Genomic DNA, 15493 nt, shown 5'->3' on the forward strand with positions numbered 1-15493 from the left:
ATCCCGCTGCGGGTCATCCAGGTGGCGTCACCTCCAGCGACAGGCGATCGAGCGGGCTCTGCGTCGCTCGGATCGTATCGGTGGCGACCTGCGTGTAGCGCGCTGTCGACGACAAATTATTGTGCCCGAGCAAGACCTGGATGATCCGGATATCGGTTCCGTTCTCGAGAAGATGTGTCGCGAAGCTGTGGCGCAGCGTGTGCAGCGTGACGCGCTTGGTCAGGCCCGCAGCCTTCACCGCCGACCGGCAGGCGGCATGCAGCACGGTCTGATCGATCGGATGATCTTCGTCACGACCAGGGAACAGATAAAGCCGCGGCCGGGCGAGCCGCCAGTAGGTGCGCAGGATGCCCAGCAGCTGGGGCGACAGCATCACGTTGCGATCCTTCGCGCCCTTGCCGTGGCGCACCTGGATGACGCCGCGGGCGCTGTCGATGTCTTCGATCCGCAGTCCCGCAACCTCCGAGGCCCTGAGCCCGGCCGCATAGGCGGTGGTGAGCGCGGCGCGGCTCTTCAGGCTCGATACCGCTTCAAGAAACTGAACCACTTCGTCGGCGCTGAGAACGACCGGCAGCTTGCGCGGTTCTCGCGCATAGGGAATGCGCTCTGGGATGAGCGCCTCGCCGAGCGTGACGCCGTAGAAAAACCGTAGCGCACAGACGATCTGGTTCAGCGCCGGCCATGAGATGCCGGTCGAGACCAAATGCACCTGGAAGGCGCGGACGTCTTCCAGCTCTAACCGGTCAGGCGATCGGCCAAAATAGCGGCTGAACTTCGAAACCGCGCTGATGTAGGATCTTTGCGTCGCCGGCGACAGATTGCGGACGGTCATGTCTTCGATCATGCGGCGGCGAAGAGGGCTCAAATCGGCCATCTCGATACTCCTGTCTGAGGGGGTGGGCTCCAACACCCACATCCTCTCAGCCAGGAGGCGATCTATGCCACCTTGCCCCCTACGCCGCGGCAGCGGCTTCGTTCAATCCACAATCGAATTTGCAGGCTTTGGCGGTCTTTACCTCCCAATCCCTGCAATCTCAAACCGTCTCAAATCCGAAAAACAGACTCTCGCTCAATCGCTTAGAGCCTTGTTCACGGACGACAAACTAAAACCGCGAAAACAACCCCATGCACAGTAGCCGGCGATTGCCGGCGCGATGCGCGGTAGTCGTTGCGAAGTTTTTGAAGCGTCGGATAGAATCGGCCGCGCGGCGCAATCGTCGTGGCGGCCTATGTCCAGCAGGCTCTAATTGGTCGGTCCGACCGTGAACGGGCCGATCGCGATGACGTGGCAATCGCTGTCGCGCTTGGCGCAGTCGGCGAGCGCGGAATTGACGGCGGTCTGCTCGTCCGCGGCCTTCAGGCCGAGGCCCGGCCGGCCCGCGGTCCCGACCGCGACTGCGTTCCAGCCCATGCCATCGGCGAGCTTGCGCACGACCTCGGCGCGCGCGTCGGCGGCGATCGAGGCGTTGGAAGCGGCATGGAAGAAGCCGGTGATCCTGAGCAGGGTCGGGATCGGCACGACGAAATTGTCGTCGACCGCGACGATCAGACAGGCCACGCCGGCGATGGCGCCGCACGATTCCAGCGAACGCCGCGCCGAATCGTCGACGGATGACGCGCCCAGCACCATGAAATATTGACCGCCCGGGCCGAGCGCGATCGCGCGGGATTTCGCCGCCGGCACGAACATGTTCTCGAGCCGAACTTTTGCCGGATCGCGCACCATCGGAAAATCTTTCGGCACGAAGGCCCGCTCGGTCATGGCGTCGTGGCGCACCCAGGGCTGCGGCGGCATCGGCGGCTTGCCGTGGGTGTAGACGACGTCGTTGCCGACCGCATAGAGCTCGCAGCGCCGCGGCGATTGCGCGGCATCGGCGCGCTTCTGGCACTGCTCCAGCGCCATGTTGCGCGCGGCTTCCTCGGTCGGCTGGTTCAACGCCGCGCCTGTGAAGCCGCCGATATTGAGCGCGAAGGCCTTGTAGTCGCCGGAGGCGGAATAGTCGCCGGCCAGATAGTTGCGGATGCGCTCGTTGATGAAGGGCACGCTATCGGCGGCCAGCTTGCCCGATAGCGGCGCGGCGGATGGTGAGGGCGCGGGCATCGGCGCCATCGCAGCGCCGGTTGGGCTCATCGGAGCCATCGGCGCCTTTGCCATCTGGGTCGGCATCGGGCTCGGCGCCACGGCATCTGCCGCTGGCGCTGCGCTCGGCGTCGCGGCCGGCGCGGCCGCGGCGGTAACCGTCTGCTTGAGCTTGGTGTTGTAGAGGAAGCCGGTGACAAGGATGGCGACGACCGAGACGACGGCGACCACCAGCGGCCACATCCACACCGGTGCCGCGGCCAGCTTGGAGGCGGGCTTCTTCACTTTCGGCGTGGCGTAAGTGCCGTCCTCGCGCCGCATCGCCACCATGTAGGCGTGCACCGGCGTCGGGATGTTCTTGACCTCCTGCGCGCCGATGTCGGCGAACTGCACCGACAGCTTGTTGGCGACCTGCTCGTGCACGGCGCGGGAGACGCAGATGCCGCCGACCTCGGCGAGGCCTTCGAGCCGGGCGGCGATATTGACGCCGTCACCGAGCAGATCGCCGTTGCGCTCGACCACGTCACCGATGGTGATGCCGATGCGGAACGACATCTGCCGGCTCGGCGGATAGGCCATGTTGCGGGTTCGCAGGGATTCCTGGATGTCGATCGCGCAGCGCACCGCATCGACCGCGCTCGGAAATTCCGCGAGCACCGCGTCGCCCGCCGTGTTGAAGATGCGGCCGTTGGCTTTCGCGATGAAGTCGTCGACGACCTCGCGATAGGAGGCGAGACGCCGCAGCGTCTCCTCTTCGTCTTCCGCGACCAGTCTTGAGTAACCGGCAATATCGGCTGCGAAAATCGCTGCGATCTTGCGTTTCATCTGCTGCCAGCCCCGAAACAAATTCGCGGGCGCAGAATGCCGCTATCGGCGGCGCGGTGCAACAAAGTTTCAGCGCCCGCCACTTCCGTGACGAGCGCTGAACCTGTTCAGGAACTTGTAGCTTGAGCCCCGGAGCAGTGCACCGGGGCTTAGTGCATAGCCGTACTGTTGAGCTGCTGCTGGATGCTCTTGAAGTGGTCGAGCCGCTCGATGGCCTGATCAAGCTCGCCGCCTTCGTGCTCCTTCAGGCCGTCTTCCATCTCGGAGATGGTCGCGGCGAACTGGGCACGGTCGAGTTCGTCGAGCGACGTCGCGACGTCGGCGAGCACGGTAAGGCCCTTCTCGGAGACTTCGGCGATACCGCCGAGCACGATGATCTTCACGTGCCTGCCGCCCGTGGTCACGGTGAGGATGCCGGGCCGGATCGCAGCCACGACCGGCGCATGTCCCGCCAGCACGCCGAAGTCACCCTCGACGCCGGGGATGTCGACCTGATCGACCTGGCCCGAGAATGCGAGCTTTTCCGGCGAGACGAGATCGAAGTGGATGGTGGCCATTGGAAACCTGCGAATGGTGAGTAGCGAACGCGCGAGTGGCGAGCAGCGAATGGCGAATAGATTCTACTCGCCACTCCCTATTCGCTATTCGCCAGCTTAGGCGGCTTCCGCCGCCAGCTTCTTGCCCTTCTCGACGGCCTCTTCGATGGTGCCGACCATGTAGAAGGCGGCTTCCGGCAGGTGGTCATACTTGCCTTCGCAGAGGCCGCGGAAGCCCTTGATGGTGTCCGCGAGGTCGACGAACTTGCCGGGCGAGCCGGTGAAGATTTCGGCGACGTGGAACGGCTGCGACAGGAAGCGCTCGATCTTGCGGGCGCGGGCCACCGTCAGCTTGTCCTCTTCCGAAAGCTCGTCCATGCCGAGAATGGCGATGATGTCCTGGAGCGACTTGTAGCGCTGCAGCACCTGCTGGACCTGACGCGCGGTGTCGTAGTGCTCCTGACCGACGACGAGCGGCGAGAGCATGCGCGAGGTCGAGTCGAGCGGGTCCACCGCGGGGTAGATGCCCTTTTCCGAGATCGCGCGGTTCAACACCGTGGTCGCGTCCAGATGCGCGAACGAGGTCGCGGGCGCCGGGTCGGTCAAGTCGTCGGCCGGAACGTAGATGGCCTGCACCGAGGTGATCGAGCCCTTCTGCGTGGTGGTGATGCGCTCCTGCAGCGCGCCCATGTCGGTGGCGAGCGTCGGCTGATAACCCACCGCCGAAGGAATACGGCCGAGCAGCGCCGACACTTCCGAGCCGGCCTGGGTGAAGCGGAAGATGTTGTCGACGAAGAACAGCACGTCCTGGCCCTGGTCGCGGAAGTGCTCGGCGACGGTGAGACCGGTGAGGCCGACGCGGGCGCGGGCGCCCGGCGGCTCGTTCATCTGGCCGAACACCAGCGCGCACTTGGATTTCACGCTCGGATCCGGATTGTGCGGATCGGCGTTGACCTTGGACTCGATGAACTCGTGATAGAGGTCGTTGCCTTCGCGGGTACGCTCGCCGACGCCGGCGAACACGGAGTAACCACCGTGCGCCTTCGCGACGTTGTTGATCAGCTCCTGAATCAGCACGGTCTTGCCGACGCCGGCGCCGCCGAACAGGCCGATCTTGCCGCCCTTCGCATACGGAGCAAGAAGATCGACGACCTTGATGCCGGTGACGAGAATTTCAGCTTCGGTCGACTGGTCGGTGTAGCTCGGCGCTTCCTGGTGGATGGCGCGGAGACCTTCGGACTTGATCGGGCCGGCTTCGTCGATCGGCTCGCCGATGACGTTCATGATGCGGCCGAGCGTGCCGTCACCCACCGGAACCGCGATCGGCTGGCCGGTGTCGGTCACTTCCTGGCCGCGCACCAGACCTTCGGTCACGTCCATCGCGATCGTGCGGACGGTGGACTCACCGAGATGCTGCGCAACTTCCAGCACGAGGCGGATGTTGCCGTTCCGGGTTTCCAGCGAATTGAGAATGGCGGGCAGGTGGCCCTCGAACTGCACGTCGACGACGGCGCCCATGACCTGGGTGACGCGACCGACCTGGTTAGCTGCTGTAGCCATGAATAGCTCTCCTTCGAAATTCTGGACTTGAACGACCGTCGTTTGGTTCGTGCGTCAGACCGCCTCGGCGCCGGAGATGATCTCGATCAGCTCCTTGGTGATCTGGGCTTGACGGGTTCGGTTGTAGATCTGGGTTTGCTTGCGGATCATTTCGCCGGCATTGCGGGTGGCGTTGTCCATCGAACTCATCTGCGCGCCATAGAACGAAGCGTTGTTTTCCAGCAGCGCGCGGAAGATCTGCACCGCGATGTTGCGCGGCAACAGGCCGGACAGCAGTTCGTCCTCCTCCGGCTCGTAATCGTAGGACGTCGTCGGCGCGTTCGCCGCCTTTTCCTCGACGACCAGCGGGATGATCTGCTGCGCGGTCGGGATCTGGGCGATCACCGACTTGAACTGCGCGTAGAACAGCGTGCAGACGTCGAACTCACCGTTGTCGAAACGGGCCAGCACCTTCTTGGCGATGTCCTCGGCGTTGACGAAGCCGAGCTGACGAACGCTACGCAGGTCGAGGTGCTCGACGATCTGCTTGTCGAACAGGCGGCGGAGCTGCTCATAGCCCTTGCGGCCGACACAGAAGAATTTCACTTCCTTGCCCTGCGCGATCAGCGCCTGGGCGCGCTCGCGGGCGAGGCGCACGATCGAGGAGTTGAAGGCGCCGGACAGACCGCGCTCGCCGGTGCAGACCAGCAGCAGGTGGACCTGGTCCCTGCCGGTGCCGGCCAGCAGCGCCGGCGCGCCGGGCGAACCCGCAGCGGCGCTGGCGATGTTGGAGATCACCGCGCTCATCTTGTCGGCATAGGGCCGCGCCGCCTCGGCCGCTTGCTGGGCACGGCGCAACCTCGACGCCGCGACCATCTGCATCGCCTTGGTGATCTTCTGCGTCGCCTTGGTGGAGGCGATGCGGACGCGCATGTCTTTAAGTGACGCCATTCTTCGTCCCCGACGATCCGACCCTTTGGCCTGATCGCAAACCTATCCAGTCGTCATGCCCGGGCTCGCCCCGGGCATCCACGCGGTGCCTCACACGCCGTTAGACGTGGATGGCCGGGACAAGCCCGGCCATGACGGCGTTTACGCGAAGCTCTTCGCGAAGCCTTCGACCACCGACTTCAGCTTGGCGGCGGTGTCGTCGGAGAGATCGCGGCTGTCGCGGATCGCGTTGAGGATCTCGGCGTTCTTGCCGCGCAGCAGCGACAGCAGACCGTCCTCGAACGCGCGCACCTTGTTGAGCGGGAGCGGATCGAGATAGCCGTTGGTGCCGGCCCAGATCACACAGACCTGCTCTTCCATCTTCAGCGGCGCGAACTGCGGCTGCTTGAGCAGCTCGGTCAGGCGCGAACCGCGGTTGAGCAGGCGCTGGGTCGAGGCGTCGAGATCGGAGCCAAACTGCGCGAACGCCGCCATTTCGCGGTACTGCGCGAGCTCGCCCTTGATCTTGCCGGCGACCTTCTTGGTGGCCTTGGTCTGCGCGGACGAACCGACGCGCGACACCGACAGACCGACGTTCACCGCGGGACGGATGCCCTGGAAGAACAGGTCGGTTTCCAGGAAGATCTGGCCGTCGGTGATCGAGATGACGTTGGTCGGAATGTAGGCCGACACGTCGTTGGCCTGGGTTTCGATGACCGGCAGCGCCGTCAGCGAGCCCGAGCCCTGGTCCTTGTTCAGCTTCGCCGCGCGCTCGAGCAGGCGGGAGTGCAGATAGAACACGTCGCCCGGATAGGCTTCGCGGCCCGGCGGGCGGCGCAGCAGCAGCGACATCTGGCGGTAGGCGACGGCCTGCTTGGACAGGTCGTCATAGATGATGACGGCGTGCATGCCGTTGTCGCGGAAGTACTCGCCCATGGTGCAGCCGGTGAACGGCGCGATGTACTGCATCGGCGCCGGATCCGAAGCGGTGGCGGCGACGATGATCGAGTATTCGAGCGCGCCCTGCTCTTCCAGCACCTTCACGAACTGGGCGACGGTCGAACGCTTCTGGCCGATCGCGACATAGACGCAATACAGCTTGATGTTCTCGTCCGGCTGCGCGTTGAGCGGCTTCTGGTTCAGGATGGTGTCGAGCGCGATCGCGGTCTTGCCGGTCTGACGGTCGCCGATGATCAGCTCGCGCTGGCCACGGCCGATCGGGATCAGGGCGTCGATCGCCTTGAGGCCGGTCGCCATCGGCTCGCTCACCGACTTGCGCGGAATGATGCCGGGCGCCTTGACGTCGACGCGCATGCGCTTGTCGGCCTGGATCGGGCCCTTGCCGTCGATCGGGTTGCCGAGCGCGTCGACGACGCGGCCGAGCAGGCCCTTGCCGACCGGCGCGTCCACGATGGCGCGGGTGCGCTTGACGGTCTGGCCTTCCTTGATCTCGCGGTCGGCGCCGAAAATAACGATACCGACGTTGTCAGTTTCGAGGTTCAGCGCCATGCCGCGGGTGCCGTTCTCGAACTCGACCATTTCGCCGGCCTGGACGTTGTCCAGACCATAGACGCGGGCAATACCGTCGCCGACGGACAGCACCTGTCCGACTTCGGAGACTTCAGCTTCCTGGCCGAAATTCTTGATCTGGTCCTTGAGGATCGCGGAAATTTCCGCGGCGCGGATGTCCATCAGCCTGCCTCTTTCATCGCGTGCTTGATCGAATTGAGTTTGGTGCGAAGCGAACTATCGATCATGCGGCTGCCAAGCTTGACCACGAGGCCACCGATGATCGAGGGATCGACCTTCACGTTGAGCGCGACGTCCTTGCCGGTCACCGACTTCAGGGCAACCTTGAGGGCGTCGAGATTCTTGTCCGAAAGCGCCTCCGCCACGGTAACGTCGGCCGTCGTCTCGCCCTTGAACCTGGCGACGAGGGCGCGATAGGCGCGAATGACGTCAGCCACCGCGAACAGGCGGCGGTTGGCGGTCAGGACTTTCAGGAAATTGGCGGAGATGCCGGCGATACCCGCCTTGTCCAGCACGGCCGAGAGGGCCCTGGACTGGGTATCGGCCGCAAACACCGGGCTGCGGACGAGGCGCGTCAGATCGGCGCTTTCGCTTAGCAAACCCTCGAATTTGTCGAGATCGGCTTTGACCTCGTCGACCACATTCTGGTCGCGGGCCAGTTCAAACAAGGCCGTTGCATAACGGCCCGACACACCGGAAACGGACGTATCTTCTGCAGCCACAGACGCGCTCTTTTTGCTGTCAAACTCGCAAGGGAAAAACCGTCGCCACAAAGCGGCGCCAAGCGATCCAAGCCCTTGGAATTCAAGCGGGACTTCGATTTTCGGCCGACACGGGAGGTGCCGGGTCCGTTAAAATCGCGGCTTTGCTAACATAGCAGGCGCGCACGTGCAACATGACGCCAAATTAAAGGCACGACCTTCTGTCGCCAGTTCGTCGCAGCCGACGGCGCCGCGATAGCGGCCTGCCACGTCGCGGAATGACGCGCCCCCCTCGGCGGCATCGCGCCCATTCGTTCCTGCCCTCAGCGCATAGCGGCCATGAACACGGATCGCTGAGGCGTGAGTCGGACGTGACGAGCGGCCTCCCCTGAATACTTTCCTAATTCTAACCCGCCCTATTCGTGAGAGCGCGGTATTTTGGTCCGACTGGTGCATCCGCACACCTCCGCTGACGAGGCGCACAGGATTGCCTTCGGCTTTTCACCGCCTGACGACCGGTACTTTGCAACGCGCTTGAGGGATGGGTTGGGTGAACGCGGGCGGACGCCCCACCGGTCAAGGACCGAGCGGCAGCAGCGCGCCGGGCAAGCTGCGGATCAGGTCGGCTTCGGGACATGCCGCGGCGAACGCAAGGCGAATGCGGCTCTTGGTCTCGACAACCCGGGCGGCGATTTTCAAGAGCCGAAGACGCAGCGTCGCGAACTCGGCAGTGGCCAATTCCCGGACTTTGGGAATGGCGTCGCGCACGGTCAGCATCAGCCAATAAGCGGCGGTATGGAGAACGAGGCGGACTTGATTGGCGAGCGCCGAACGGCAACTGGTGCGATCGGAGGCGAGCTGCGTCTTATGCAGCTTGATCAGATTCTCGGCTTGGCCGCGCGCGCAATACAGGCTGTCGTAGATCCACTCGGCCGAGCCGACATCGAGGCTGGTGACGACGAAGCGGATGTCGAGGCCGAGCATCGTCGCCTCAATACGGGCGACGGTGCGTCGTTCGCGATCCCAGGACTTTGCCTTGTGGCGCGTCTCGGTATAGCCGCGCAGAACCGGCAGGTTCTCGATGGCGCGTCGCGTGCGGATGTCGTCGGCGACCGCGTCGACTTTTCTGGCGAGCGGCTTGGTGCCGGACAGACCGAAGATGTAGTCGATGCCGTTGGTCTCGCACCACGCCATTGCCTCCGGCCGGGCATAGTGCCCGTCGCCACGGAACGTAATTCGCGTGTTGTGCCACCGCGTCCGGATATGCCGTACCAGGCGGCGCAGATGGGCACGCACCTCGACGCCGCCCGGCGTCTTGCCGGGCCGCAGCACGACCGCCACGGGCCGGCTCTTCTCCGTGTCGTAGACGTGGATCGGCAGGAAGCAGCGTTCGTCATAATGAGCGTTGAACAGCGAGAGCTGCTGATGGCCGTGGACGACATCGCAGGTATCATCGATGTCGAGCGTGACGGATGCCGGCTCGCGCGGGTAGCTATCCATCCATGCGTCGACCAAAGTGTAGGTCAGTCGGATCACGTCGCGCAGGCGCGGAGCATTCTCCAGACGCGACAGCGTCGGTTGGGAACACAGATCGCGACCCGTGTCCGGCAGCCGTCCGCAGGCCAGCTTGAATGCGGGATCGGACCGCAGATGATCGAGGTCGTCGGCGTCCTCGTAGCCGCAGCAGATCGCGAACATGCGCGCGCGGAACATATCGACCAGGCTGTGCACGACCCGCGTCGGATCGCGCCGATCCGGGAACACCCGGGCCAAATTGTCGGCCAAGCCGAGACGCCGCTCGGCCATCGCCAGAAGCATCACGCCCCCGTTCGAGGTCAGCCGACCGCCATCGAAGGCAGCTGTGACTTTCTTGGCGTGAACGGCTGGAAACGAGAAGGGCAGAATCGTATCGTCGGTCATGGCGGGCGTGGTGTTCGCGGCTGAAGGTGATGGGGTTGGCTTTGCAACCGAATCCTACGCCGCATCAGCGCTTTACACCACGCTCGCCAGCCTCTCAGGCGCCCTCTGACGAATAAGACGGGCTAAGTGTCTGTTCCAAAACATGTTGAGTCGAATGAATCGGTTGTGATTCAAGGTGAGCGGCCTGATTCGATGGGGACGCGCCGCCAATGTGGACTACCGAGAACCGTGCACGCTACGACCGCAGCCGCCTGCGCTATCCGAGCGACTTGACCGACGAGGAGTGGGCGCTGATCGCGCCTCGCATCCCGCCGGCCAAGCGCGGCGGCAACAAGCGTACGGTGGACCTGCGCGAGATTGCCAACGGGCTGATGTACATCCTGAGCACAGGTTGCCAGTGGCGCGCGATCCCCAAGGACCTGCCGCCGCGCTCGACGCTGTATGGCTACTTCGATCTGTGGAGCTGGAACGGCACGCTCGATAAAATTCATCACGCCCTCTATGTCGAATGTCGCGAAAGGGCCGAGCGCGAGGCTTCTCCCACCGCCGCCATCATCGATAGCCAGAGCGTGAAAAGCGCTGAAAAAGGGGGCCTCATGATCTCCATGGCTACGACGCGGGCAAGAAGATCAAGGGCAAGAAGCGGCACATTCTCGTCGACACGCAAGGCCTCTTGATGCACGCCATCGTGCATGCGGCGGACATCCAGGATCGCGACGGCGGCGTGCTCCTGATGGCAACGTTGTTCGGCCTCTATCCCTTTCTTCTGAAGCTCTACGCCGACGGCGGATATCAAGGGCCACATTTCCAGAAGGGGCTGCGTAGCGCTCTGAAGCGCGTGAACCTCGAAATCGTCAAACGCTCCGATCAGGCTCACCGTTTCGTCGTCTTGCCCAAACGCTGGATCGTCGAGCGTACCTTTGCCTGGCTCGGGCGATGCCGAAGACTGTCCAAAGATTGGGAATGCTTCAATCACAGGGCGCTCGCCTTTCTCAAGCTGGCCTCCATCCGACTCATGCTGCGAAAGCTATGCAATCCAAGGTAATCTTTCCGGATAGACTCTAAACATGAAGTATAATGACCTCGTTTTACAGTATTAGTGAGTAATAAAATAGTTAAAGAATTGTTAAAGCGAAAGATTCCAGAACATTGGCTGCAACATTGATGCCAATCACAGAATATTTCATGACGACACAGAATGGATTTACTGCCCAATTCACGCCTCATTAGGAATCGAAACGCGATCCCGCTCACAGACTTACGGGGGCTCCACTTGCCACATATGTGGCAATACTAGATTAGGGACCACTAAATGCTGTCTTTGAAGACGCTGGGCTCCGTGCCCCGGCCGCGCACGGCGATCGCTTTCGTTGCCGCCACTCTCCTCGTCGGTGGAACCGCCACCGAAGCTTCTGCCAAATCCCGGCATCACCACCGGTACTCTCACCATCATCACCGCCACCACGCCCAGAGCGATGCCAACACGACCTCCGATTGGCGCAACGCCAACGCGTCGATGACGCCGTCGTCGGGCACGGGCCGCAGCTTCTCCGGCATGGCCTCCTATTATGGCAACGAGTCCGGCAGCCGGACTGCGTCAGGCCAGCGCTTCAACCAGAATGCCATGACCGCGGCTCACCGTTCGCTGCCGTTCGGCACCAAGCTGCGCGTCACCCATGGCGGCTCGAGCGTCATCGTCACCATCAATGACCGTGGCCCGTTCATTCGCGGCCGTGTCCTCGACCTCTCCACGGGCGCTGCCCGCGCCATCGGCCTCACCGGCGCCGGCGTCGGCCGCGTCACCGCGGAAGTCGTCTCCTAAGGCGCCACCAGCGCCTCACCGACAAAGCGCAAATCTCGCCATCGTCCGCGGACGTGTGAGCGGCGAGACCAGTTCGGGCGAAACAAGCCCGCCGTCTTGGGGGACGGCGGGCTTTTTGTTTGCCCCGTCATTCCGGGGCGATGCGTAGCATCGAGCCCGGAATCCATCAGGCCGTAGAGTTGGTGGAAGAATGGATTCCGGGTTCACGCTTCGCGTGCCCCGGAATGACGGGGGAACTACAAAAAGCTCTGCGGGTCGACGTCGACTTCGAGCTTTTGATTGCCCTTCGGCTTCGGGCAGACGGCCAGCCAGTTGCGCAAATAGTCCGACAGATCGAAACCGCGCGCCGATTTCACCAGGATGCGGAAACGGTAGCGGCCCTTGATCACGGCGAGCGGGGCCTCCGCCGGTCCCAGCACCACGACGCGCTCGTCGCGCGGTGCGAGCGCAACGAGGCGGCGGCCCAAACCTTCGGCGCTCGGACGGTCGCCTGCCGAAATGATCAGGCTCGCGAGCCGGCCGAACGGCGGATAGAGCGTGCGCTCGCGCAGATCGATCTCGCTGTCGTAGAAGGCCTCGCGGTCGCAGGCGATCAGCGCCTTCATCACGGGATGATCGGGCTGGTGGGTCTGGAGATAGCCGACGCCGCGGCCCTGCTCGCGCCCGGCACGGCCGATCACCTGGTTGAGCAACTGCCAGGTGCGTTCCGACGCGCGCGGATCGCCGTTGGACAGACCCAGATCCGCATCGACCACGCCGACGAGATTGAGCCGCGGAAAGTTGTGGCCCTTGGCGACGAGCTGCGTGCCGATGATGATGTCGACCCGACCCTCCGCGATCTCGGTAAGCTCGGAGCGCATCGTCTCGATCGAGGTGATGAGATCGCTCGACAGCACCATGGTGCGCGCCTCGGGGAACAGCGCGGCCGCCTCCTCCTGCAAGCGCTCGACGCCCGGCCCGACCGCGACCAGCGATTCCTCGGCCGCGCAATGCGGGCAGGTCTGCGGGCGCGGCATCGAGAAGCCGCAATGGTGACAGACCAGCCGCTGGCGGAAGCGGTGATCGACCAGCCAGGCATCGCAGATGGTGCAGGCGAAGCGATGGCCGCAGGCACGGCACAGGGTCAGCGGCGCATAGCCGCGGCGATTGAGGAACAGCAGCGCCTGCTCGCGCTTTTCAATCGCTTTTCTGATCTCGGAAGCGAGCCGCGGCGAGATGAAGCGGCCGCGCGCCGGCGGCTCGCGGCGCATGTCGATGGCCTCGATATGCGGCATGTGCTGGCCGCCGAAGCGCGAGGGCAGCGCGATGCGCTGATAGCGGCTCTTGCGCGCATTGACCTCGGATTCGACCGACGGCGTGGCGGAGGCCAGCACGATCGGGATCTTTGCGATATGCGCGCGGACCACCGCCATGTCGCGGGCGTGATAATGCACGCCCTCGTCCTGCTTGTAGGCCTGGTCGTGCTCTTCATCGACCACGATGAGGCCGAGATTGGCGTAAGGCAGAAACAGCGCCGAGCGCGCGCCGACCACGACCGGCGCACTGCCTTCGGAGATCGCCGCCCAATTGCGCGCGCGGGTGCGCGGCGTCAGCTCGGAGTGCCATTCGATCGGACGCACGCCAAAGCGCTGCGCGAAGCGGTCGAGGAACTGGCCGGTCAGCGCGATCTCCGGCATCAGGATCAGAGTCTGCTTGCCGCGGCGGATGGTCTCCGCAATCGCCTCGAAATAGACCTCGGTTTTGCCCGAGCCGGTGACGCCGTCGAGCAGCGCAACGTGAAAGGTGCCGTTGGCGGCGAGCGCGCGCATTGCATCCACCCCGGCGCGCTGGAGCGGTGAAAAATCCGGCTGGCCAAAATCCGGATCGGGTGCCGGCGGCGGCGGAGGCGGCGGCATCGGCTCGACCGTGAGCGTGCCTTCGTCGACGAGGCCGTCGATCACGCCGGCCGAGACCCCTGCTTCCTTGGCGGCCTCGGACTTGCCGTGCAGCAGGCGATCCGACAGCAGCTCGATCACGCGCTGCCGCGCCGGCGTCAGCCGTCGCGGCGGATCGCCGACCAGGCGCACACCGGCGCGCACCCGCTCCGGGCCGAGATTCTCGCCCATGCGCAGGCACATCCGCAGCACCATGCCGCGCGGGCTCAGCGTGTAATTGGCGACCCAGTCGACGACCGAGCGCAGCTCAGGCTTCAGCGGAGGAAGATCGAGCTTTTCGCTGACCTCCTTGAGCCGGTTGTGCAGGCGCGGGTCGGGATTGGCGTTCTCCGCCCAGACCACGGCCAGCACCTCGCGCGGGCCGAGCGGCACGCCGACGAGATCGCCCGCCTTCAGCTCCATCCCGCGCGGCACCTTGTAGGAATAGGTCTGGTCGAGCGCGACCGGCACCAGCACGTCGACCATGCGGGTCGCGTTGGCGGGGGTGGTCGTGCTGCGCGACGAATGATCCATCAAAGATCTTTGGAGGGAGAATCGGAACCTTGGGGCCTTGAGGCTAGCGCCCAGGGGCGGCCTTAGCGAACAGTAAACGGGTGTGATGCGATATACTGAGTGGAATCATTACGTCCAGAGCGCATGAGCAAAGCGGCCGCCCCCCCAATCGAGCTCGCCAGCGCCGATCCCTCGATCGCGCAGGAGATGGCGCGCTGGCTGTCGCATCTCGGCGCCGAGCGGCGGCTGTCGCCGAAGACGTTGGAGGCCTATGGCCGCGACCTGCGGCAATGCCTGGATTTCCTTTGCGCCCATTGGGGCGAGCGCGTGACGCTGGCGCGCTTTGCCGCGCTGGAAGCCACCGACATCCGCGCCTTCATGGCGATGCGCCGCGCCGACGACATTGCCGGCCGCTCGCTGATGCGCGCGCTGGCGGGCCTGCGCTCGTTCGGCCGCTTCCTCGAGCGCGAAGGCAAGGGCAAGGTCGGCGCACTCTCGGCGATCCGCGCGCCCAAGGTGGCCAAGACTTTGCCGAAGCCGCTGCCGATGGCGTCCGCAAAGCGTCTTGCCGACGCCGACGAGCGCGCCGGCGAGGATCGCGAGACCTGGATTCTGGCCCGCGACGCCGCGGTGATGGCGCTGCTGTATGGCTCGGGTCTGCGCATCTCCGAAGCGTTGGGGTTGAAGCGCCGCGAGGTGCCGCGTCCCGGCGAAGGCGACGTGCTGATCGTGACAGGCAAAGGCAACAAGACCCGCATGGTGCCGGTGCTCCAGAACGTGCTCGCGCTCGTGCAGGAATACGTTGCGATGTGCCCCTATCCGCTGCCGGCGGAAGGCCCGATCTTCCTCGGCGCGCGCGGCGGGCCCTTGAGCCCGCGCATCATCCAGCTCGCGATGGAGCGGCTGCGCGGCGCGCTCGGCCTGCCCGACAGCGCGACGCTCACGCGCTCCGCCATTCCTTCGCCACGCATCTGCTCTCGCGTGGCGGGGATTTGCGCGCAATCCAGGAGCTGCTGGGTCACTCCTCGCTCTCGACCACGCAGATCTACACCGGCATCGATTCGGAGCGGCTGCTCGAAGTCTATGCGAGCACGCATCCGCGGCGATGAACCTGACATGAAGCTGTCATAGCGCGCGTGCCTCTTGCGCGCCGCCCGCGGTTCGGTCAATCGTGGGGAACCGCG

Annotated in this window: 10 protein-coding genes and 2 pseudogenes; 3 read left to right on the plus strand and 9 right to left on the minus strand. The window is 64.5% G+C overall.

Going from position 1 to position 15493, the window contains the following annotated elements:
• Nucleotides 1-13: 13 nt before the first annotated feature.
• The 8 genes from HAP41_RS03730 to HAP41_RS03765 all read right to left on the minus strand — a co-directional run bounded on the left by HAP41_RS03730 (nucleotide 14) and on the right by HAP41_RS03765 (nucleotide 10061).
• Nucleotides 14-874 carry a tyrosine-type recombinase/integrase gene (locus tag HAP41_RS03730; RefSeq protein WP_029085027.1) on the minus strand — a complete coding sequence of 287 codons (861 nt, stop codon included), beginning with the start codon at nucleotides 872-874 and terminating at the stop codon, nucleotides 14-16.
• Between the two features lie 369 nt (nucleotides 875-1243).
• Nucleotides 1244-2905, minus strand: a complete 1662-nt coding sequence (locus tag HAP41_RS03735; RefSeq protein WP_166053787.1) for an adenylate/guanylate cyclase domain-containing protein — start codon at nucleotides 2903-2905, stop codon at nucleotides 1244-1246.
• A 149-nt stretch (nucleotides 2906-3054) separates the two neighbouring features.
• Nucleotides 3055-3462: a F0F1 ATP synthase subunit epsilon gene (locus HAP41_RS03740; protein ID WP_071908637.1), complete on the minus strand. Its 408-nt coding sequence runs from the start codon at nucleotides 3460-3462 to the stop codon at nucleotides 3055-3057.
• A gap of 96 nt (nucleotides 3463-3558) precedes the next feature.
• Nucleotides 3559-5001: a F0F1 ATP synthase subunit beta gene (atpD, locus tag HAP41_RS03745; RefSeq protein ID WP_063980424.1), complete on the minus strand. Its 1443-nt coding sequence runs from the start codon at nucleotides 4999-5001 to the stop codon at nucleotides 3559-3561.
• 54 nt (nucleotides 5002-5055) lie between these two features.
• Nucleotides 5056-5931: a F0F1 ATP synthase subunit gamma gene (locus HAP41_RS03750; protein ID WP_063980423.1), complete on the minus strand. Its 876-nt coding sequence runs from the start codon at nucleotides 5929-5931 to the stop codon at nucleotides 5056-5058.
• A 141-nt stretch (nucleotides 5932-6072) separates the two neighbouring features.
• Complete coding sequence (gene atpA / locus HAP41_RS03755; RefSeq protein WP_063980422.1) at nucleotides 6073-7602, minus strand: F0F1 ATP synthase subunit alpha; 1530 nt, start codon at nucleotides 7600-7602, stop codon at nucleotides 6073-6075.
• A complete protein-coding gene (locus HAP41_RS03760; RefSeq protein ID WP_063980421.1) occupies nucleotides 7602-8162 on the minus strand; it encodes a F0F1 ATP synthase subunit delta in 561 nt (186 codons plus the stop codon). Before HAP41_RS03760 ends, atpA begins: the two co-directional genes overlap by 1 nt.
• A gap of 555 nt (nucleotides 8163-8717) precedes the next feature.
• On the minus strand, nucleotides 8718-10061 hold the full coding sequence (locus HAP41_RS03765; RefSeq protein ID WP_166053720.1) for an IS1380 family transposase: 1344 nt from the start codon (nucleotides 10059-10061) through the stop codon (nucleotides 8718-8720).
• A gap of 209 nt (nucleotides 10062-10270) precedes the next feature.
• Here HAP41_RS03765 and HAP41_RS03770 point away from each other — a divergent pair.
• Nucleotides 10271-11106 (plus strand): annotated as a pseudogene (locus HAP41_RS03770) (IS5 family transposase).
• Between the two features lie 267 nt (nucleotides 11107-11373).
• Entirely contained in the window at nucleotides 11374-11883 is a 510-nt protein-coding gene (locus HAP41_RS03775) for a septal ring lytic transglycosylase RlpA family protein (protein WP_028150468.1), read from the plus strand.
• Between the two features lie 236 nt (nucleotides 11884-12119).
• Here HAP41_RS03775 and HAP41_RS03780 read toward each other — a convergent pair whose 3' ends face one another.
• On the minus strand, nucleotides 12120-14330 hold the full coding sequence (locus HAP41_RS03780; protein ID WP_071908639.1) for a primosomal protein N': 2211 nt from the start codon (nucleotides 14328-14330) through the stop codon (nucleotides 12120-12122).
• A gap of 123 nt (nucleotides 14331-14453) precedes the next feature.
• On the opposite strand from HAP41_RS03780, the pseudogene HAP41_RS03785 reads away from it, so the two are divergent.
• Nucleotides 14454-15418 (plus strand): annotated as a pseudogene (locus HAP41_RS03785) (tyrosine recombinase XerC).
• The last annotated feature ends 75 nt before the right edge of the window (nucleotides 15419-15493 follow it).

The sequence above is a fragment of the Bradyrhizobium barranii subsp. apii genome (assembly GCF_011516635.5).
GTDB lineage: Bacteria > Pseudomonadota > Alphaproteobacteria > Rhizobiales > Xanthobacteraceae > Bradyrhizobium > Bradyrhizobium barranii.